29 protein-coding genes and 4 tRNA genes are annotated in these 15,570 nt (G+C 39.8%); 27 read left to right on the forward strand and 6 right to left on the reverse strand.

Going from position 1 to position 15,570, the window contains the following annotated elements:
- Positions 1-104: 104 nt before the first annotated feature.
- Positions 105-773 (forward strand): DUF4417 domain-containing protein, encoded by a 669-nt coding sequence (locus tag DMI82_RS16115; RefSeq protein ID WP_110103931.1) that lies wholly within the window; start codon positions 105-107, stop codon positions 771-773.
- 887 nt (positions 774-1,660) lie between these two features.
- Here the strand turns inward: DMI82_RS16115 and DMI82_RS16120 are convergent.
- The 5 genes from DMI82_RS16120 to DMI82_RS20500 all read right to left on the reverse strand — a co-directional run bounded on the left by DMI82_RS16120 (position 1,661) and on the right by DMI82_RS20500 (position 3,635).
- Entirely contained in the window at positions 1,661-2,038 is a 378-nt protein-coding gene (locus DMI82_RS16120; RefSeq protein WP_110103933.1) for a hypothetical protein, read from the reverse strand.
- 237 nt (positions 2,039-2,275) lie between these two features.
- On the reverse strand, positions 2,276-2,503 hold the full coding sequence (locus DMI82_RS16130) for a hypothetical protein (protein ID WP_110103935.1): 228 nt from the start codon (positions 2,501-2,503) through the stop codon (positions 2,276-2,278).
- A gap of 66 nt (positions 2,504-2,569) precedes the next feature.
- The gene (locus DMI82_RS16135; protein WP_110103936.1) at positions 2,570-3,019 is read right to left on the reverse strand and encodes a hypothetical protein; all 450 of its coding nucleotides are present in this window, start codon (positions 3,017-3,019) and stop codon (positions 2,570-2,572) included.
- A 4-nt stretch (positions 3,020-3,023) separates the two neighbouring features.
- On the reverse strand, positions 3,024-3,422 hold the full coding sequence (locus DMI82_RS16140) for a hypothetical protein (protein ID WP_110103937.1): 399 nt from the start codon (positions 3,420-3,422) through the stop codon (positions 3,024-3,026).
- An 81-nt stretch (positions 3,423-3,503) separates the two neighbouring features.
- On the reverse strand, positions 3,504-3,635 hold the full coding sequence (locus tag DMI82_RS20500; protein WP_278308663.1) for a hypothetical protein: 132 nt from the start codon (positions 3,633-3,635) through the stop codon (positions 3,504-3,506).
- 222 nt (positions 3,636-3,857) lie between these two features.
- Between DMI82_RS20500 and DMI82_RS16145 the strand changes: the two genes are divergently transcribed.
- From DMI82_RS16145 to DMI82_RS16165, 5 genes are all read left to right on the forward strand, one after another.
- On the forward strand, positions 3,858-4,052 hold the full coding sequence (locus DMI82_RS16145; protein WP_110103938.1) for a hypothetical protein: 195 nt from the start codon (positions 3,858-3,860) through the stop codon (positions 4,050-4,052).
- A gap of 76 nt (positions 4,053-4,128) precedes the next feature.
- On the forward strand, positions 4,129-4,638 hold the full coding sequence (locus DMI82_RS16150; RefSeq protein ID WP_158526497.1) for a GIY-YIG nuclease family protein: 510 nt from the start codon (positions 4,129-4,131) through the stop codon (positions 4,636-4,638).
- A gap of 54 nt (positions 4,639-4,692) precedes the next feature.
- Entirely contained in the window at positions 4,693-4,884 is a 192-nt protein-coding gene (locus tag DMI82_RS16155) for a hypothetical protein (protein WP_110103941.1), read from the forward strand.
- A gap of 828 nt (positions 4,885-5,712) precedes the next feature.
- Complete coding sequence (locus DMI82_RS16160; RefSeq protein ID WP_110103943.1) at positions 5,713-6,315, forward strand: hypothetical protein; 603 nt, start codon at positions 5,713-5,715, stop codon at positions 6,313-6,315.
- A gap of 429 nt (positions 6,316-6,744) precedes the next feature.
- Positions 6,745-7,488: a BRO family protein gene (locus DMI82_RS16165; protein ID WP_110103944.1), complete on the forward strand. Its 744-nt coding sequence runs from the start codon at positions 6,745-6,747 to the stop codon at positions 7,486-7,488.
- Between the two features lie 13 nt (positions 7,489-7,501).
- On the opposite strand, the gene DMI82_RS16170 is transcribed toward DMI82_RS16165, so the two are convergent.
- On the reverse strand, positions 7,502-7,735 hold the full coding sequence (locus DMI82_RS16170) for a DUF6471 domain-containing protein (RefSeq protein WP_158526498.1): 234 nt from the start codon (positions 7,733-7,735) through the stop codon (positions 7,502-7,504).
- Between the two features lie 141 nt (positions 7,736-7,876).
- Here DMI82_RS16170 and DMI82_RS16175 point away from each other — a divergent pair, with 141 nt between their 5' ends.
- The 21 genes from DMI82_RS16175 (at position 7,877) to DMI82_RS16260 (ending at position 15,521) form a co-directional block, all read left to right on the forward strand.
- Positions 7,877-8,461, forward strand: coding sequence for a recombinase family protein (locus DMI82_RS16175; RefSeq protein WP_110103947.1), 585 nt, complete (start codon positions 7,877-7,879; stop codon positions 8,459-8,461).
- Positions 8,461-8,928, forward strand: coding sequence for a hypothetical protein (locus tag DMI82_RS16180; RefSeq protein WP_110103949.1), 468 nt, complete (start codon positions 8,461-8,463; stop codon positions 8,926-8,928). Before DMI82_RS16175 ends, DMI82_RS16180 begins: the two co-directional genes overlap by 1 nt.
- A 171-nt stretch (positions 8,929-9,099) precedes the next feature.
- Positions 9,100-9,537, forward strand: a complete 438-nt coding sequence (locus DMI82_RS16185) for a hypothetical protein (protein ID WP_110103950.1) — start codon at positions 9,100-9,102, stop codon at positions 9,535-9,537.
- On the forward strand, positions 9,534-9,797 hold the full coding sequence (locus DMI82_RS16190; protein ID WP_110103952.1) for a hypothetical protein: 264 nt from the start codon (positions 9,534-9,536) through the stop codon (positions 9,795-9,797). The genes DMI82_RS16185 and DMI82_RS16190 overlap by 4 nt, the downstream gene beginning before the upstream one ends.
- On the forward strand, positions 9,760-10,143 hold the full coding sequence (locus DMI82_RS16195; protein WP_110103953.1) for a hypothetical protein: 384 nt from the start codon (positions 9,760-9,762) through the stop codon (positions 10,141-10,143). The genes DMI82_RS16190 and DMI82_RS16195 overlap by 38 nt, the downstream gene beginning before the upstream one ends.
- 483 nt (positions 10,144-10,626) lie before the next feature.
- Positions 10,627-10,697, forward strand: a tRNA-Gln gene (locus DMI82_RS16200).
- A gap of 215 nt (positions 10,698-10,912) precedes the next feature.
- A tRNA-Ile gene (locus DMI82_RS16205) sits at positions 10,913-10,986 on the forward strand.
- Between the two features lie 300 nt (positions 10,987-11,286).
- Positions 11,287-11,356: transfer RNA gene (locus DMI82_RS16210), tRNA-Met, on the forward strand.
- A 189-nt stretch (positions 11,357-11,545) separates the two neighbouring features.
- Positions 11,546-11,616: transfer RNA gene (locus DMI82_RS16215), tRNA-OTHER, on the forward strand.
- 139 nt (positions 11,617-11,755) lie between these two features.
- Positions 11,756-11,932 carry a hypothetical protein gene (locus DMI82_RS19930; RefSeq protein ID WP_158526499.1) on the forward strand — a complete coding sequence of 59 codons (177 nt, stop codon included), beginning with the start codon at positions 11,756-11,758 and terminating at the stop codon, positions 11,930-11,932.
- Entirely contained in the window at positions 11,889-12,194 is a 306-nt protein-coding gene (locus DMI82_RS19690; protein WP_146207179.1) for a hypothetical protein, read from the forward strand. Before DMI82_RS19930 ends, DMI82_RS19690 begins: the two co-directional genes overlap by 44 nt.
- The gene (locus tag DMI82_RS19935; RefSeq protein ID WP_158526500.1) at positions 12,194-12,355 is read left to right on the forward strand and encodes a hypothetical protein; all 162 of its coding nucleotides are present in this window, start codon (positions 12,194-12,196) and stop codon (positions 12,353-12,355) included. Before DMI82_RS19690 ends, DMI82_RS19935 begins: the two co-directional genes overlap by 1 nt.
- A complete protein-coding gene (locus DMI82_RS16225; RefSeq protein ID WP_110103956.1) occupies positions 12,352-13,059 on the forward strand; it encodes a BRO family protein in 708 nt (235 codons plus the stop codon). Before DMI82_RS19935 ends, DMI82_RS16225 begins: the two co-directional genes overlap by 4 nt.
- 19 nt (positions 13,060-13,078) lie before the next feature.
- The gene (locus DMI82_RS16230; RefSeq protein WP_110103957.1) at positions 13,079-13,318 is read left to right on the forward strand and encodes a hypothetical protein; all 240 of its coding nucleotides are present in this window, start codon (positions 13,079-13,081) and stop codon (positions 13,316-13,318) included.
- Between the two features lie 12 nt (positions 13,319-13,330).
- Positions 13,331-13,726, forward strand: a complete 396-nt coding sequence (locus DMI82_RS16235) for a hypothetical protein (protein ID WP_110103958.1) — start codon at positions 13,331-13,333, stop codon at positions 13,724-13,726.
- A gap of 17 nt (positions 13,727-13,743) precedes the next feature.
- Entirely contained in the window at positions 13,744-14,022 is a 279-nt protein-coding gene (locus DMI82_RS16240; protein WP_110103959.1) for a hypothetical protein, read from the forward strand.
- Entirely contained in the window at positions 14,012-14,245 is a 234-nt protein-coding gene (locus tag DMI82_RS16245; protein ID WP_110103961.1) for a hypothetical protein, read from the forward strand. The genes DMI82_RS16240 and DMI82_RS16245 overlap by 11 nt, the downstream gene beginning before the upstream one ends.
- The gene (locus DMI82_RS16250; RefSeq protein ID WP_110103962.1) at positions 14,242-14,763 is read left to right on the forward strand and encodes a hypothetical protein; all 522 of its coding nucleotides are present in this window, start codon (positions 14,242-14,244) and stop codon (positions 14,761-14,763) included. The genes DMI82_RS16245 and DMI82_RS16250 overlap by 4 nt, the downstream gene beginning before the upstream one ends.
- Positions 14,744-14,917, forward strand: coding sequence for a hypothetical protein (locus DMI82_RS19940; protein WP_158526501.1), 174 nt, complete (start codon positions 14,744-14,746; stop codon positions 14,915-14,917). The genes DMI82_RS16250 and DMI82_RS19940 overlap by 20 nt, the downstream gene beginning before the upstream one ends.
- 9 nt (positions 14,918-14,926) lie before the next feature.
- On the forward strand, positions 14,927-15,238 hold the full coding sequence (locus tag DMI82_RS16255; RefSeq protein WP_110103963.1) for a hypothetical protein: 312 nt from the start codon (positions 14,927-14,929) through the stop codon (positions 15,236-15,238).
- A 4-nt stretch (positions 15,239-15,242) separates the two neighbouring features.
- Complete coding sequence (locus DMI82_RS16260; RefSeq protein ID WP_110103964.1) at positions 15,243-15,521, forward strand: hypothetical protein; 279 nt, start codon at positions 15,243-15,245, stop codon at positions 15,519-15,521.
- The last annotated feature ends 49 nt before the right edge of the window (positions 15,522-15,570 follow it).

The following is a 15,570-nucleotide window of genomic DNA, read 5'->3' on the forward strand; positions in this document are numbered from 1 at the left end:
TGACATTTAACTAAATATTTGATAGTATGGAAACATACTAATGATGACATCGGTTCCAATTCCCGGAACAGGATGTCTTTTTGTGTTTTTAAGGGGTGATAACCATGAATCATACCGCATATGACGTAATGAGAGAATATATGATCGAGGGAGCAGAGCTGGACGGACCGTACCAGTTCCCCATGATGCCACGGTATTCCGGCAGACCTGGAGCGGATACTGTCGACTTCAAAGACAGCTTTGACCGGCGGATAAAGAACCACAGGGATTTGACCGTCAATTTCTATATCCACGACAACGAATTTGAGAAAATCTGGAATTGTCCGGATAAATATATCGAGCATCTAAAATGCTTTAACAGTGTGATCGCGCCGGATTTCAGCATGGCAGTCGGAGAAGGTGGCATGCCATTCGCGATGAACATCTGGCAGAAGTACCGCAATCATGCGATAGCACATTATCTGCATATGAACGGAATCCGTATGATTCCAAACGTGAACATACCGCCGGAATACTGCTATGATTGGATTTTTGACGGAATACCAAAAAGAAGCACGGTTGCCTGCTGCACCAATGGGCGAGTGAAGTCAAAAGCATCACGATTGGAATTTTGTAAGGGGTTTCAAGAGATGGTCCGGAGATTAGAACCACTAAGAGTGATCATCGTTGGGCGGATACCACAGGAACTGCAAACAGACATAGAAATTATCAGTTTCAAAAGCAGAAACCAGAAGATTAAGGATAGGGAGGGGAAATATGGGATTCTCAACTGAACGATCAGCACACAATAAAGTACGTAGGAAGAAAGATAAGACGGAACAGAAGGTGAAAGTCCGGAAACAGCGGACCACATACAAAACGAAGAATACAGCAAGGAGAAAATCTGAGGGATTAAATAAATTAAATTGATTCGTGATTTTTCATAGCCCCTCGGAATATGCTATGGATTAATATATGCAAGATAAACAAAATGGAAATCCAGAAATAAAGGTTATTTTCAGTTGTTCTTTTTTTCGCCGTTTTTCGGCATTTTTCTGTGTCTGAATATTGCAAATATTCAAGAACCGCCAGAAATATCGTTCGTTTCACAACTGGCATGAACATCCTGCAAAAGGCTGCGGACCACCTGCGGACCGGTGCCGGGATTTCCCAGGCATCAATAACTGGCACTCTAATTTCGCCCACAACGCCCGCAAAACGAATAAGGATACACTTCTTCGACCGGAATCTAATCGGCCGTTAAAAAGCCGAATAGAGCGGTTGTGCAGCACACCCAAAACAGAACATACTTTCACCACTGTTCGGACGCTGCGCGCCTGGATCGGTGCCAGCTGCACAGAGGCACGACAAAAAGAGCCGGAAACGGCTATATATAATCATAGTACCACCATACCGGCGCCCCGTCAACCGTGAGTATTGATTGACGGAAGCATGCAAAAACGGCTTGTAAATCCGGCAATGGTAAAAACATCAAGGAACGCCAAAAAGGCGAAAAGCGGCGAAAAAAGCAAATCAACAACCACATTTCCAGATAAGAAAAATATTAAGTTGTCAAGGCACACGGCTTGTAGATAGATTTCACAAGCCTGATCCGCTCCCCAGGCCGTGAACCTGGCGCCGGACTGGATACCGGAAGAGCAGCATAAAAAGAGCAGCGTTTTCACTGCTCTAAAAAATTAACATTAACTGACCGGGGCAAGTCCCGGAAAAACTCCGAAAAACCGGCGTCAGTGGTGTTATACTGTCTATCAGAAGTCGGGATGATCTGCCCGGCCTTCAGTTCCATGCAAGACAGCTGCAAAAATCCGTCTTGCTTTGTTGACCGATGCAGGGCGTACCGCATGACAGACAGCGCCCCAGACTGACACTGCACCGGCGGCAAGTCGTACCAGATTAGCGGCACAGAGCCGGAAGCAACCGCATGAAAAACGTTCTCCGCTTCCTGGCGTGCTGCATCCTCTATCTTTTCGACTTCTGAAAAATCGCCGCTTTTTATAGCGGCGATGGTTTGTTTTTGCGTGGGTTTTCTAATTTTCATTATAATGTTCTCCTTTTGTTCTCTCCCGGTAAAATGCAATTAATGTTACTTCTATCGGTTCTTTGCTGGAAAAGTAACGAAAATTTCTAAATTTATTGAAATCATGTTCTAAGTGGTTTTCTTCGATATAGCTTATTATTTGCATCAAGTTCATTTTTTTCCTTTCTTCCCTGTACCCATGGGAGCCGGGTTTTAAAATAAAAGGACGTTGCCGGGAATCGAACCCGGCCGGAACCATTACGCCTGAGAGATAAGCAAGTTACTAACAAGAGCAGAAATAAAAAACTGCTTGATATATGCTTCGCCTGCGTCATAATTTGTTGAAATTATAACCATACAGTTTCCACAAACATTGGAAAAATTAACATGAAATTTCATAAAAGTTTTTCCTTCCATCGTATCTGTAATTTTTCTGCACTCGCTAACTGTGCGGAATTCTAATTCGCTTAAAATATATTCTTTCATTTTGTTTTCCTCCTGATTATTTTTTTAAAGACCGCCGGGGAAATGCTCCCCGGTACGCTTGCCGGCCTAGTATGCTTTTTCTTTCGCGATTTCAGCAGCTATTATTTGCTGCTCGAGAAAATACCGTAATCCGCCATCCCCAAAACGTTTCAAATAATATTCTGCCAGTTCTTCAGTTGTGAATTTTTCTAAAGCCGTGCCAACATCAGAATAAACCCCGAAATATGTGTTTTTCCGTTCTGAAATTGCCCGATCAATTTCATTTTTGGGCTTTTCTGGTTCTCTTGATTCAACAACTACGAGCCGATCAGCTCCCATTTTACGGGGCTTGATTTCGCCATTTTCAAAGCTTTTCAACATGAAAGTAATTGTTTTTCCGGTTTTGCTTGGGTTGATTTCAACTACTTCTGATTTGTAGCCGAAGTTCCACACGATAACATCACCGATTTTTAAATTTTTTGTTGGGGTTCCTTCCTGGTGGCCGGCAATCCCTTGTAATTTAACTGTGTTTGCCATAATTTCACGCCTCCTTTAAAATGTTCAAAATCTTTTTGCAAGCTGTAATATATCTGTCGGTCAGCACTTCGTTTAAAAAATGATGACCAGCTGCGCGCCATTTCAAGTGTTTAACGACTTCGGCGCGGTCGTTTCTGAGATCGCCCAGGAACTCGTCAAATGAGAACCAATCTTCATTTTTAATCAGTTCTGGGGCATATGTTGCCAGTGCGTAAACACTCGGAAAATCGGTTTTCTCGTACCAGATGCAGCCGTCCCACAGCTTTTTGGTGGTTCCGTCACATCCTGCACACAGCTTTCTACAGCCGTAGCACATCGGGTTATATTTCAGACTTTCAAGCGCCTGTTTGCTGTCTTTCCTTCTCTGCTCCTGTTCTGGTGTTAATATCATGTTATAAGCCATAACTTTTTTCTCCTTTTCTTCTTTTTTTGAAATCCGGCGGTTGCGTTGGGGCTACGGCTTGACCGCCGCCGGAGGCTTTTGTTAATCAAGAAATTTTTCAATTTCTTCGTCGGTCATGGAATCGACTTTTTTTCTTGCCTGGATCGGATCCATTTCTAACTCACCTAAAAAGTAAGTGAAAACTATGTTTCTCAAAATCTGTATTTCTTTCATTTTTTTGTTCCTCCCTTGTTCTCTGTTGATGGTTATATAATAGCATAGTTTAATAATTGTGTCAATAGCATAGTTTAATAAAATCATATTTTTTTGTTTCATATATTTTTTATTGCTTATAATAGGAAAAGAAAAAACAATGGCCAAAACGTTAGTATATAATTGACGCATAGTTTAATAAGTGCTATAATATAAGAAAAATAATATTGGAGGGTTTTATATATGGCATTTAAAGATAGAGAAAAAGAACTTTCTTATATAGCACAGTACCAGAAAGACAAATATGATCGCATTACTGTGATGGCACCAAAGGGGACGAAAGAAGATGTCAAAAGAGCGGCCGAATTAAAAGGCGTAAAGATGTCGGCGTTTGTCCTGGACTGTGTTTTAAAAGAGCTGGAAAGAATGAAAAAATAATAGAATAGTTTAATAAAATGCTTGACGCATAGTTTAATAAGTGTTATACTGTAACCATAGAAAGGAAGTGGTTACATTGGAAAACAAGCAATTCAGAATCAGCAAAGAGTCTAATTATCCGGGCGTTTATATAATTTTAAATTTAAAAAATTATAAACGTTATATCGGATCAAGTAGAAACATTTTAAAGAGATTAACTGAGCATGAAATAGCACTAAGAAAGCGAAGACATCATGTGAAGGAACTACAAAAAGATTATGACACAGGTTGCAAATTTATAGCGTACCCTTTAACAGAAGTTTATTTGTTAAAACGAAAATATTTTGTTGATAGGAATTTAAGATATTACGAAAAAGAGGCAATAAAAATTTTTGATTCAACAAACCCAGAGAGGGGATATAATACAATTTTATCATGCGAAAATCAAAGCGAAGAATTTTCAAATATTTATTGGAAAAATGTAGCTCTTGAGTGTTTCATTGATGTAAAAGAACAACGAAATTGTAATAAATGCAGCGTTAAAGAAAAGAACAAACAGGTAAAAGAATTTATAGAAAAAATGTTAAAAGAAGATAAAACATTGTAACAGTTAAAGAAGATAAGCACATAGCCCCGGACAGGGGCGGATCAGGAGGGAAAAATGATTAGAGTAAACGGATGGACCAATCACATGGAAAAAATCGGAAACAAGGAATACCATGTTTCTGTAGACAGCTATAAAAACTATCTTGTTAAGATTTACAACGGGGCGGAAATTTTTCCATCCCAGACGGTTACCTTTGGGGATCTCGACAAAGTAGAAAGCTTCCTGAATGAGGAAATTAGTTATTAAGTTAGCAAAACATTAATAGTCACATTGTGGAACAGGCGTTTTTGCCTGAATGTAAAGTTAGAATGTTAATGATTAATAATAGCCCCATTGTGGAAAGAAAAAAAGCCCTTGGATGATCTCCAGGGGCTTAAACTCTTTTTTTTTGTGGCGGCTAACGAGGGGAGAACAGACCCGCCGCCGAAGTCTGTTAAATTATTCATAGCACACAAACGTTTGTTTTGTCAAGAAAAATATTTTTTGCTTTTGGCTTGACAGGTTTTTATAAAATGTGCTATTGTGTCCTCAACGAGGAACTCAGGAGGGGCGAGCCAATCGAAAATCAATAAAAAATCATTCAGCCAGGTAACCGGATCAGACGCCGGAAGCCTGGCTTTTTCTGTGCCAAAACGCCCTATAATTATATTATATATACAATCCTCTATTAATTAATTCTATACAGTACCGTATTATAACATCTTTTAAGCCCCTCCTAGATTCTGAGTTAATTAATATATACTTAGATACACTATATTATAATATATATAGTCCTATAACGCTGTATATTGAGTTATAACGGATTATTTTATTAACAGGTCTTTTATTATACCTTGAACAATAAAAATAAATTTATGCTTGTATTAATGGCTTATATGTGCTATTGTAAATGGCAGATAAGCAAATACATTTACGATTTTTAAACAAAGGACGATATAAAAACTGAAAAGCATTTACGGAACTTCCGGCGCTGGGTGTAGCTGCTGGGCGTGTTCTTCGATTGCTGACCGGTTTAGTATCGTCCTTTTTATTTTGCTAAATTAACAGATTAACGTTGTAAAGTGAGGTGATACAGTGAAAAATACAACAACTACAGTACAAGGAATTGAAGTATATGAAAATAAAATATGGCAATTAGTAGATGAGTATATCAACACTGTATTATGCATACACCAAGAAGATTACGACAGTATAGAAAAGTACAAGAAAGATATAGCAGATAATAGAATAGATATGTTCTTCTATATCTCAGATCGTATAGAAAAACCTGGTAATGATGATATAGAGCTATTAGACAAGATATTTAATATATATATTAGGGTTTGCGGTAGATATGGTATATCACCTACTTTACAGATGTTTGGAATTATGGTTGGAATTAATGGAATGACCTTTACAGACTGGATGAATGGGGACTATAGGAGGGGCACTGCGCATGGCATGACGGTGAAAAAATGGAAAGAAACGTGTGGCGCTTTCGCTCTTGATAAACTGCATAATCAGACCGGAACAAACGCAAACTTGATCTTTGCCTGCAAAGTTGCATACGGCATGGCAGAGACAGCACCAGTTCCAGCAGGGCAACAAAACGGCATCCCGCAACAGTCAGCGCAGCAGATCGCGGATCGGTACAAGGACGCGCTGGAGCTTCCGGAGATGGAGCGACCGAAGCTGTGAACACGAAAACAGCCAAAACACAATATATTGTATCGACCAAGATGTAAACACAATATATAGTTTACTGCAATGTATAAATAGGGTGTACTTAAAATGCACAATGAACAGCACGAGAAAATTTGTGCAATATGACGAACGAAAAGCGGCGTTAACTTCCTCTGACTACTGCCGAAGGCCGAACAACAACAGCGTGATCCGGTGCAGCGGGTCCCATGGGGCGGTGGGCTGACCGGATAGCGTACGGATGAGACGGGGACCCCCTTGGAGGGAAAGCCACCAGGAGCCGGGTGAGCCCCCAAAGCAAATAAAATAACAAAAAGGCCCTTTTCACATGGCAGAGATAGTGATTGCAACACGACAAGCCGTAAGCCTTAACGGTTTCTCTGCCAACACAAAATAAGACAATACCAAGAAAGGCAGGTATGAAGAATGAATGAAATGATGATTTTTAGCAATCCAGAATTTGGAAACGTAAGAACAGTGACGATAGACGGAAATCCTTGGTTCGTTGGAAACGATGTAGCAAAAGCATTAGGATACGTAAAAGAACGAAACGCCATTGCTAATCATGTCGATAAAGAGGACGCCCTGAAATGCAGCCTCCCTTCAAACAGCGGAGTACAGGAAACAATCGTGATAAATGAGAGCGGTTTGTTTTCACTTATACTATCAAGCAAACTCGATTCTGCAAAAAGATTTAAACATTGGGTAACAGCAGAAGTCCTTCCTTCTATCCGTAAAACTGGAAAGTATGAAGTTGGTCAGAAACAAGATTCTTACCAGATAGCTGATCCAATAGAACGAGCTAAAAGATGGATTGAAGAACAACAGGAAAAGCAGTTACTTGAACAGAAGGTGCAGGAGCAGAAGCCCAAAGCAGAGTACTTCGATTCTCTTGTAGACAATAGACTGCTCACAACATTTCGGGACGCTGCGAAAGAATTTCACATGCCACCCAAGACGCTTACGAAATGGCTGGCAGATAACGGGTATATTTATCGAGACCGGCATAATATCATCAAGCCGTATGAACAGCACCGAAAATCCGGACTTTTCCAGATGAAAGATTTTTCAACGCCTTATGGGTATTCAAATGTTCAAACATATATCACTGTAAAAGGCAAAGAAACATTTCGACTGTTACTTCAGGGACAAGGACTGGTTAGGGCATAAAAAAAGAGAACCATTACGGTTCCCTTTTGAGATCATCAGTGGTCAGTTTGATTGATACATCTGGTTTTGGTTCAATTATCAATTGACATTCCAGAAAATCAAGAATCTGAATTAGTTCATCTGCGGATATGCTTCCCCTTGAAAATTTATTTGCAAGTGATTGTGGGAGCATCCCAAGGTGCTGAGCTAATTGAACACTGGTTACTTTTTTCATCTTCATTATTTGCTTTATTTTATCAGAAACCATATAAATACCTCCTATTAACATTATCATAATCAAAAACGTTTCAATAGTCAATAAAAAATACTCATAAATATGTATGAACCACTTGCAAATATAATCAATTAAATGTATAATTGACTCATAAATAAACGGGAGGAATTATACATGAAAATTGGATATGCAAGAGTATCGACAGTAGAGCAGAACGAAGCGAGACAGATGGAGGCATTGAGAGAAGAAGGCGTTGATAAAATTTATATGGACAAGAAATCTGGCAAGGATTTCAACCGTCCTGAGTACCAGAAGATGATCGCTTCCCTTCAAAAAGGTGACGTACTGGTGATCCATTCCATTGATCGACTTGGAAGGAATTACGAAGAAATTATAGCTGAGTGGAGAAAAATTACAAAAGAGATTGAAGCAGATATTGTTGTCCAGGACATGCCATTACTTAACACCACGCAAAACAAAGATTTAACCGGAACTCTGATTGCTGATATCGTATTGCAGCTTCTTTCATACGTAGCTCAGAGAGAACGTGAAAATATTCGCCAGAGGCAGAAAGAAGGAATTGCGATTGCGAAAGCTCAAGGGAAATATAAAGGACGAGCAAAAAAAGAGGTAGACAAAGAGCTCTTCGAGAAAACAAAGCAAAGATGGCAGGCTGGGGAAATCACCAAAGTTCAGTTTGCCGAAATCATGGGAGTGTCAAGAGGAACACTATATAAAATGTTGGGAGGGGAACAGTAATGATAGACTTTACAAATAAGTGTGTTATCACAGAAAGCGATGTTGAATCAGCGAAGCTTCTTAAGATGGCAATTTCTCAAGGCTTTGCGCTTCCGAAAGGCGAAAAAGTAATGGAATCATGCAGATTTTTCCGTTTTATTGGAAGTCCGTATAAAAGCGTGATTGCTCTGCCAGCAGTAACACAGGAAATGTATGATCGAGCTATATTATATTCGCATTTATTCGGGAATGAGTTGGAAGAATTGATGAAAATTTCTGATTTGGCTGCTAGGTGGTGCCGTACATATGGATACAATCATCTCAGTGTATACGCTAATGAAGAAGCTGACATATACACTGGGCGCGGGATTGCTAAAAACAAAGATGGTGCGGTGCAAGATGTGAAAATCAAATTAAATAAGCCACGTAAAATAACGGTAGCTGAGCTTGAAGAAAAGCTAGGTTATCCAGTGGAAATAGTAAGTTGAGGATACATCCTATGAAAAAGAATAATCCACAAGGCGAATCCATTCGTATCCGGTTGCCGTACCAATTGGAGCAAAGACTTATAGCTGAAAAGAACCGAACCGGCAAAAGTGTGTCACAGATCACAAGAGAAGCCTTGATACAGTATTTTCGGAAAAGGTAGGTAAAAGCCGATGCTCGAAAAAATTTTTAAAAATAAAAAAGGCGATTCTCATGAAGCGGACAATGGTTTTTGGAGAAAGACTTTAAAAAAAGACAGAGTATACGAATATCATCACAAGAAAGCTGTTTTAGAAGACGGAATGCTTTACGATACAGAATCAGCGAAAAAGGTTTTTACGGACGAAGCTAGTTTGGAATATATCGCACTCGGAAGAACAGTGCAAAGAGTTTATTTCTTAACTCCGAACGGAAACTGGTTTTCAGCTAAAGAAGAAGTTGAAGCTGAAAGCGGAATCACTGATGTCGGCGAATATCGTATACAGGTCACAAAAATCATTTACACATACAGTGATCTTCGAATGGAGCAAAAATACAAGGTTAAAGACCTGATTGGAAGAAATGACTATGAGTTATACAAAGAATATTTTGGAGAGGTAGAAGAGGCATGAATAAAGAAAAAGAAATCTATGAACTGTTACCGTCAGAACCAGTTGACGTAGCAGCTATGCTGATAAAAGCAACGATTGTTACAGACGCACCGGTATTCGCACCACTATCCCCGATGCTTGAAGGTAAATTGGTTGCAATTCCAAAATACGACCCGGTTCAGCTTCAGGAAATCGCAGAGCACCTTCTGGTGTACTGTAACGCACAGGAAAGGGGATACGAAAATGTCTGTTGTGAAGATTGTAAATCCGACTCCGTATGACTGGAGGGGGACACAGTACTTTATTGACGAACATAAAGTACCGAGGGTAAAATCGGTTGATTTTCATGTTGCGGTCGATGAAGTACCGACGTTTAACTTTGAAATGATGGGAAGACCGGATATTGAAATGGAATGTCTGGCACAGATTAGCGTTAGTTCTAAATCAATTACTGATGCGATTTCGGTTTTAAGACACGAACTGCTTCAACATGGAGAAATATACCAAGGCTTCAAATCAAGCCTGAAATCGGCTCTGGAAATCTATTCTACATGTGGGCTTCCATTTGAGCCTGAAGAAGAGACAGCAGAAAAGATTCTTGATTTCATGATTGGAGAAAAACAATGAGGACGATATTTACGATAATCGCACTTGCCATCAATGTTCTAATGTTCACTTCGGCAAGTTCCGAGATCGTGACAAATAACAACAAAGACAAATGGGAATTTGCCGCTTGTTCGATGATTCTTATAGGAACCGGAATAAGCGTGATTTTATTTTTAACATCCCTGTGAGGTGAAATAAATGTTACTGGTATTTCCAACGGTTTTACTTCCGCTGATATTGGTAGAGCGGATTAAAATAATAAAAGCAAAGGTACAGTCCTCGCCGTATGGACTTGGAGGAAGGTTCATCACGGACAGGACGAGGCATGAAATCCCTAGATAGCCTGTATCAGTACGGATTTATAATAATGAAACAGATATCCAAAACCAAATTTTCTCCAAATGAGTTACGACTGATACAGGCGTTCCAGGGAAAACATAAATATATCAATGGTGTTTTTGAAGTATATCACGTGCGGCAGGGTTGAGCGACTGCCGCAACATAGCGCATTGGCGAAGCGGTAACGCACCGGACTTTGAATCCGGCATGCGTGGGTTCGAATCCCACATGCGCCGCTCTGCATCGGGCTTCATCTTCCCTTTGATGCAGATTGGATTTTCTTTTTCCTTTTTTCATGAAATACCCTTTAACCACCTATCGCAACGGCGATGACTAAAGGAACAGTCAAATGTTCCGGGTGGTTTCAACCTTTGTTGCAGCTGGCGGTCAAGAACTGCAACAGTAGTAAAAAGACAGATATCGCAGCGACCCTGTATCTTTTTGCTACTCAGGAAGCTTAGCTCAGTTGGTTAGAGTAACCGGCTCATAACCGGTCGGTCCTGGGTTCGAGCCCCAGAGCTTCCATTTCTCCCAAAGCTGCCCATCCGTTTAATGGGCAGAAAAAACTGCCGAATGTGTGTATGTGGGTTGTTTTCCAGAAGGTACGTAACGGCGTAGCCGGATTGAAAAAGCAACTTCCCGTTCGGTACTGCCTCTGAGTTGAATATGTCGCCAATGAGTGCACGTTGACGACAGGGAGTTTTCAAGAGGCATTTCAGGAATAATCCTCCGAAACAACTCCGTGGGACCGGCACGGATGAAAACAGTCTAGTGGAAAGCATAACACGATAAACCTATTGCTAACCCGGTACAATCCGGGTTAAGGCAGGATGGAGAAGTGGAATCTCACAAGGCTCATATCCTTGAGAACGGCGGTTCGAATCCGTCTCCTGCAAATTAATTCGTTCGTTCTATGCTGTCAGTGCACGGGCGGCCTATGGTTCAAGCGGATTAAACCCATGGGAAAAGGTTGATGTTTATCCTGAGGACTGCTGGGCAGTACGAAAAGCATATCATTTATATGTTGTGCAAAATGGAAATCATCTCATTCATTTACCGAGGTGATCAGCCGTGGTAAGCGGCACGGAATGTAGCTCAGCGGTAGAGCAGTGACTTACAAGTCATGTGTCGCAGGTTCGATTCCTGCCATTCCGATTCCGGTAAATTGCCATTACCGGAAAGCATTTCCAAAATGCTCAAATTTACCTTCTGATTGGTTCCGGTGGTTCGCGTTGGGCGACGATGCGTGGTTCAAGTCCACCCGCCGGACTTTTTTAATTTTGGGAGTGACATTATGGAAAAAGATTATTGTTGTAAATGCAAATGGTACGCACTGGAAGAAGGCGTATGCTGTAATGATGACAGTGAGTATCGGGCAGATTTCAGATTGTTGGATGATAGTTGTGAATGTTGGGAGGGTATTGAAAATGACAAAACAAGAAGCAAAGAAAATGAAAAAAGAATTATCTGATTACAAAAAGGTATTTTCGGAATTAGAAGAGAGATGCAGCCCAGAAGCATTGGAATACTGGCACCGTCATTTGTGGTACGGACTTACTATCCAGTCAAATGCTGAAGCGGCAGCCCCAAAAGAGGGAGAACCCCCTAAACCACCTTTTAAATTAGCAGATTGGCTGATTGGCAGAGAATCAAAAGATGGGATCCGATTATACGGAAAGAATGATCTTAAACAAATTGCCCTACACCTTTTTATTTATTGTGAGGACGAATAATGCAAATAGCAGGCAAAGAAATCAAAGATGAATGTTCCAAGTGCGGAAATATCCTTGAATGCGAATTGTTTCGGCAAGGGCATGGGATAAAACAGGAACGTGAGAATATAGCAAAGATGATCAAGTGCCAGATGAAGCACAGGGAGGAAAGAGAGAAATGAATAAACCGGAAGTTTTTAAAAATGCAGAATTAGGTTCTGTACGTGTAGTGATGGTTGAGGAAGTGCCATATTTCGTTGGAAAAGACGTTGCAGAGATATTGGGATATAAAGATACATCAGATGCAATAAAGAGACATGTGGATGATGAAGATAAGCTGACAAGGCGTTTCACCGACTCAGGTCAAAGCCGTGAAATGTACATCGTTAATGAATCTGGTCTTTACAGCCTTATTCTTTCGAGCAAGCTTCCGTCTGCTAAACATTTTAAAAAGTGGGTAACATCGGAAGTGTTACCATCAATCCACAAACATGGCATATATGCTACAGACAATGTTATTGATAATATCCTCAACAATCCAGACTTCGGCATCGAGCTTCTGACTAAACTGAAAGAGGAACGTGCTGCAAGAGTAGAAGCCGAGAGAAAGAATGCTATCCTGATGCACGTCAACAAAACATATACCATTACTGAAATTGCCAAAGAATTGGGGCTGAAATCAGCAATGCAGCTAAACCGGATTCTGTCAGAAAAGAAGATCCAGTATCAGGTAAACGGTACGTGGTTGATGTACTCCAATTACAGCGACTGCGGATATGAGGAAATCAAACAGGAAGTATTGGATTCTGGAAAAGTAATCTACCATAGACGGATTACGCAGATGGGTCGGGAGTTTATTCTTGGCCTGTTTGAGAAAACAGCATGATGAAAAAGGGAGAATTGCCATGATTAAGAAACTTTTCAATCTATACATAAGGCATAAGACAAAGAATCTTACAAGGATTCCACTGTTTACAATGACTTTTAACTGGCGGAAATTCCAGAAAGAGGGAAGAGAAGGCAGTTGCATAATGTATACGATACATCCGGACATTGCAAAAGACCCAATCTTGAAAGAAAAACTCAGTGAATGTGTGGATCATATCCGTAACAATTACGATATGGAAACATTTACCAAGATTTGAGGGGAGGAAACCATGAGGATTGAAGATATGAAGAACTGGACGGTAGATCAGCTGAAGAAAGAAGTTGTCCGACTATCTGAAGAATGTGAGAAAAGACAGCATGAAATTTTGGATTTACAAGAACGCCGGATTGAGCTGGAGAGAGATTTTGCCAAAACGGTAGAAGAGAACAGAAAGGCACATGAAGATCTCGATCGTGCTAATAAAGTCATTGAAACAGCTGCATGGGTGAAAGATGGAACCATAGATCTTCCGTTCTGCGATGCACCGAAAGAACTTGAACATTATCGGAAATTGTACCAGGCGAGCAATGTTCGGATTAACGAACTGACGATAACTGTTAATACGCTGGTTGATATGCTAGCAGATTTAAGAAGCGCCTTTGAACTTAGGAAGACGTGCAATTAGGAGGAAAATAAGCTGATATGGGCGAGAAAGATGAATTGAAGCGGATCTTTATAGGAGAAAAAGAGATAGATACATCAGGAATACCGGAGTTTCCGGGAGATTTGATTAATTATTCGCTGCAATCTGTCGGAAAAGAGTTAGGGTTTAGAACGGAATTTGTTTTGTCAAAAGAATTACTTTACTCGTTGCTTTTAACAAATCGAATTAAACAAAATAATTTCCGCAAAATGCACGGATTCCCCAAAAAGCGCAAGATTGCAGGACGAAAAGGAGTGAGAAAATCAGATGAGCATTAAATCAGCGTTCGAATTCGAAGGAATAGACTTCTCACAGATCATGAATCCACCAGAGTCATGGGACGGGCAGGCGTTAATAAAAAACATAAAAGGAAGCGTATGGGCGTGCTGCCCGCTTTGCCAGAAGAAAGCACTTCTGATTAGCCCAGAGACAAGAATTCGGCATCTTAAATTGAAATGCAAGGGTAGCAACTGCAAGAAAGAGTTTGAGGTAAATGTATGAGAATTGTGGTTAAAAGGATTCCGATTGAGATCATCGAACTTGGAATAGAAACATATGCGCAGATTGATATCGAGGAAATTCTTCTTACATCTTATCCGCCAATTACAAAGACCGTTTTAAAATTTTATACTGAGTACACTGCATTTGAATTCCAAAAGGAATATTCAGTAAAAATAAAAAATGATGATATGGTCATAAAATGTTATATTGGAGGACTTTCAAATATTCTAATTCAAAAAGACGCAGGAGAAAGAACTGCTGTTGAATGGTATCCGGTTATATGCGATTCGGAGGTACATAATGAAAATAATCCTTTGACTTGTTATATAAACCCACCTTATCCAGAAACAAAACTTGATAAAACTATAAAAAGAATCAATGAATCACAGAAATTTGATTCAGTATTCAAAATTGACTTTGATGAATTTTTTGAGCGACATACCAGAATGGAATTGGCACATATCGCACATGAAATTATCAATTATTTGGAGGAACCAGATGAACATAAAACGGATTAAATGTATTCTGACAGGCGGATGTAGATTCCGGGATTCAGCTATTTCAGAGTGCGACGATAAAGAAAAGACCTGTACCATTACGGAAACTTGCTGCAAGTGTGGGAAGAAGTATACAGCCGTATTTACTTACAAACAATTAGGGATTCCAGACTGAGGTGAATATATGAAATATAGTGTAGTGAATTATCCCGTTAAGGTTATTGATGAAGAAATCATTAATGCACTGGCAGACATTGAAATACATCATGAAGAAGATAAACGAATTGTTTTGGTAGAATGCGTCATGAATTACACTGATCTTCCGGAGGAATGCATTCTTGAAATTGGATATCTTAAAAGAAAATTCAAACTCATGCATACTGAATCTGTTGCATCAGAATCAGATATTTATAAGTTGAAATTTATGTTCGAACGAGTAGAAGATATAAATAAAAAAGACGAGTGGTGGGATTCACTTAGAAGCATCGTGAGGTGAATGTATGATATGGAATGAAGAAATATCGTTTGATGGATTCCAAAAGAAGATTGATGAGTGGTACAAGGATAAAGACTTTGAACTGTGCGACCCACCTATCAGCGCTCAGTTTGCTTTAGACTTAATTTTCAAGACATTAGTAGATGATAGAGAAGATTATCCGTATCTCACAACTATGTCAGAAAACACAGAACAAACAAATAGCATCATGCTTGATTTGATTCTTCGGAAATACAGCCGCAAATATAGAAAATACTTGAAATTAAAAAAGAAAAATAAATAAACCAGTCAGAGAGCCACATGAGAGCCAGACTAAATCCTAAGAAGAAAGG

The sequence above is a fragment of the Blautia sp. BCRC 81119 genome (genome assembly GCF_003184505.1).
Lineage (GTDB): Bacteria > Bacillota > Clostridia > Lachnospirales > Lachnospiraceae > Blautia_A > Blautia_A fusiformis.

Bases quoted from the DNA above. Each gene is read 5' to 3' on its own strand.
- DMI82_RS16170 (WP_158526498.1), bottom strand. From the start codon at position 7,735: ATGGTTTCTGATAAAATAAAGCAAATAATGAAGATGAAAAAAGTAACC.
- DMI82_RS20500 (WP_278308663.1), bottom strand. From the start codon at position 3,635: ATGAAAGAAATACAGATTTTGAGAAACATAGTTTTCACTTACTTTTTA.
- DMI82_RS16180 (WP_110103949.1), top strand. From the start codon at position 8,461: ATGATAGACTTTACAAATAAGTGTGTTATCACAGAAAGCGATGTTGAA.
- DMI82_RS16120 (WP_110103933.1), bottom strand. From the start codon at position 2,038: ATGAAAATTAGAAAACCCACGCAAAAACAAACCATCGCCGCTATAAAA.
- DMI82_RS16190 (WP_110103952.1), top strand. From the start codon at position 9,534: ATGAATAAAGAAAAAGAAATCTATGAACTGTTACCGTCAGAACCAGTT.
- DMI82_RS19690 (WP_146207179.1), top strand. From the start codon at position 11,889: ATGACAAAACAAGAAGCAAAGAAAATGAAAAAAGAATTATCTGATTAC.
- DMI82_RS16235 (WP_110103958.1), top strand. From the start codon at position 13,331: ATGAGGATTGAAGATATGAAGAACTGGACGGTAGATCAGCTGAAGAAA.
- DMI82_RS16130 (WP_110103935.1), bottom strand. From the start codon at position 2,503: ATGAAAGAATATATTTTAAGCGAATTAGAATTCCGCACAGTTAGCGAG.
- DMI82_RS16250 (WP_110103962.1), top strand. From the start codon at position 14,242: ATGAGAATTGTGGTTAAAAGGATTCCGATTGAGATCATCGAACTTGGA.
- DMI82_RS16245 (WP_110103961.1), top strand. From the start codon at position 14,012: ATGAGCATTAAATCAGCGTTCGAATTCGAAGGAATAGACTTCTCACAG.
- DMI82_RS16145 (WP_110103938.1), top strand. From the start codon at position 3,858: ATGGCATTTAAAGATAGAGAAAAAGAACTTTCTTATATAGCACAGTAC.
- DMI82_RS16260 (WP_110103964.1), top strand. From the start codon at position 15,243: ATGATATGGAATGAAGAAATATCGTTTGATGGATTCCAAAAGAAGATT.
- DMI82_RS16165 (WP_110103944.1), top strand. From the start codon at position 6,745: ATGAATGAAATGATGATTTTTAGCAATCCAGAATTTGGAAACGTAAGA.
- DMI82_RS19940 (WP_158526501.1), top strand. From the start codon at position 14,744: ATGAACATAAAACGGATTAAATGTATTCTGACAGGCGGATGTAGATTC.
- DMI82_RS16255 (WP_110103963.1), top strand. From the start codon at position 14,927: ATGAAATATAGTGTAGTGAATTATCCCGTTAAGGTTATTGATGAAGAA.
- DMI82_RS16115 (WP_110103931.1), top strand. From the start codon at position 105: ATGAATCATACCGCATATGACGTAATGAGAGAATATATGATCGAGGGA.
- DMI82_RS19930 (WP_158526499.1), top strand. From the start codon at position 11,756: ATGGAAAAAGATTATTGTTGTAAATGCAAATGGTACGCACTGGAAGAA.
- DMI82_RS16185 (WP_110103950.1), top strand. From the start codon at position 9,100: ATGCTCGAAAAAATTTTTAAAAATAAAAAAGGCGATTCTCATGAAGCG.
- DMI82_RS16195 (WP_110103953.1), top strand. From the start codon at position 9,760: ATGTCTGTTGTGAAGATTGTAAATCCGACTCCGTATGACTGGAGGGGG.
- DMI82_RS16225 (WP_110103956.1), top strand. From the start codon at position 12,352: ATGAATAAACCGGAAGTTTTTAAAAATGCAGAATTAGGTTCTGTACGT.
- DMI82_RS16230 (WP_110103957.1), top strand. From the start codon at position 13,079: ATGATTAAGAAACTTTTCAATCTATACATAAGGCATAAGACAAAGAAT.
- DMI82_RS16135 (WP_110103936.1), bottom strand. From the start codon at position 3,019: ATGGCAAACACAGTTAAATTACAAGGGATTGCCGGCCACCAGGAAGGA.
- DMI82_RS19935 (WP_158526500.1), top strand. From the start codon at position 12,194: ATGCAAATAGCAGGCAAAGAAATCAAAGATGAATGTTCCAAGTGCGGA.
- DMI82_RS16155 (WP_110103941.1), top strand. From the start codon at position 4,693: ATGATTAGAGTAAACGGATGGACCAATCACATGGAAAAAATCGGAAAC.
- DMI82_RS16240 (WP_110103959.1), top strand. From the start codon at position 13,744: ATGGGCGAGAAAGATGAATTGAAGCGGATCTTTATAGGAGAAAAAGAG.
- DMI82_RS16140 (WP_110103937.1), bottom strand. From the start codon at position 3,422: ATGGCTTATAACATGATATTAACACCAGAACAGGAGCAGAGAAGGAAA.
- DMI82_RS16175 (WP_110103947.1), top strand. From the start codon at position 7,877: ATGAAAATTGGATATGCAAGAGTATCGACAGTAGAGCAGAACGAAGCG.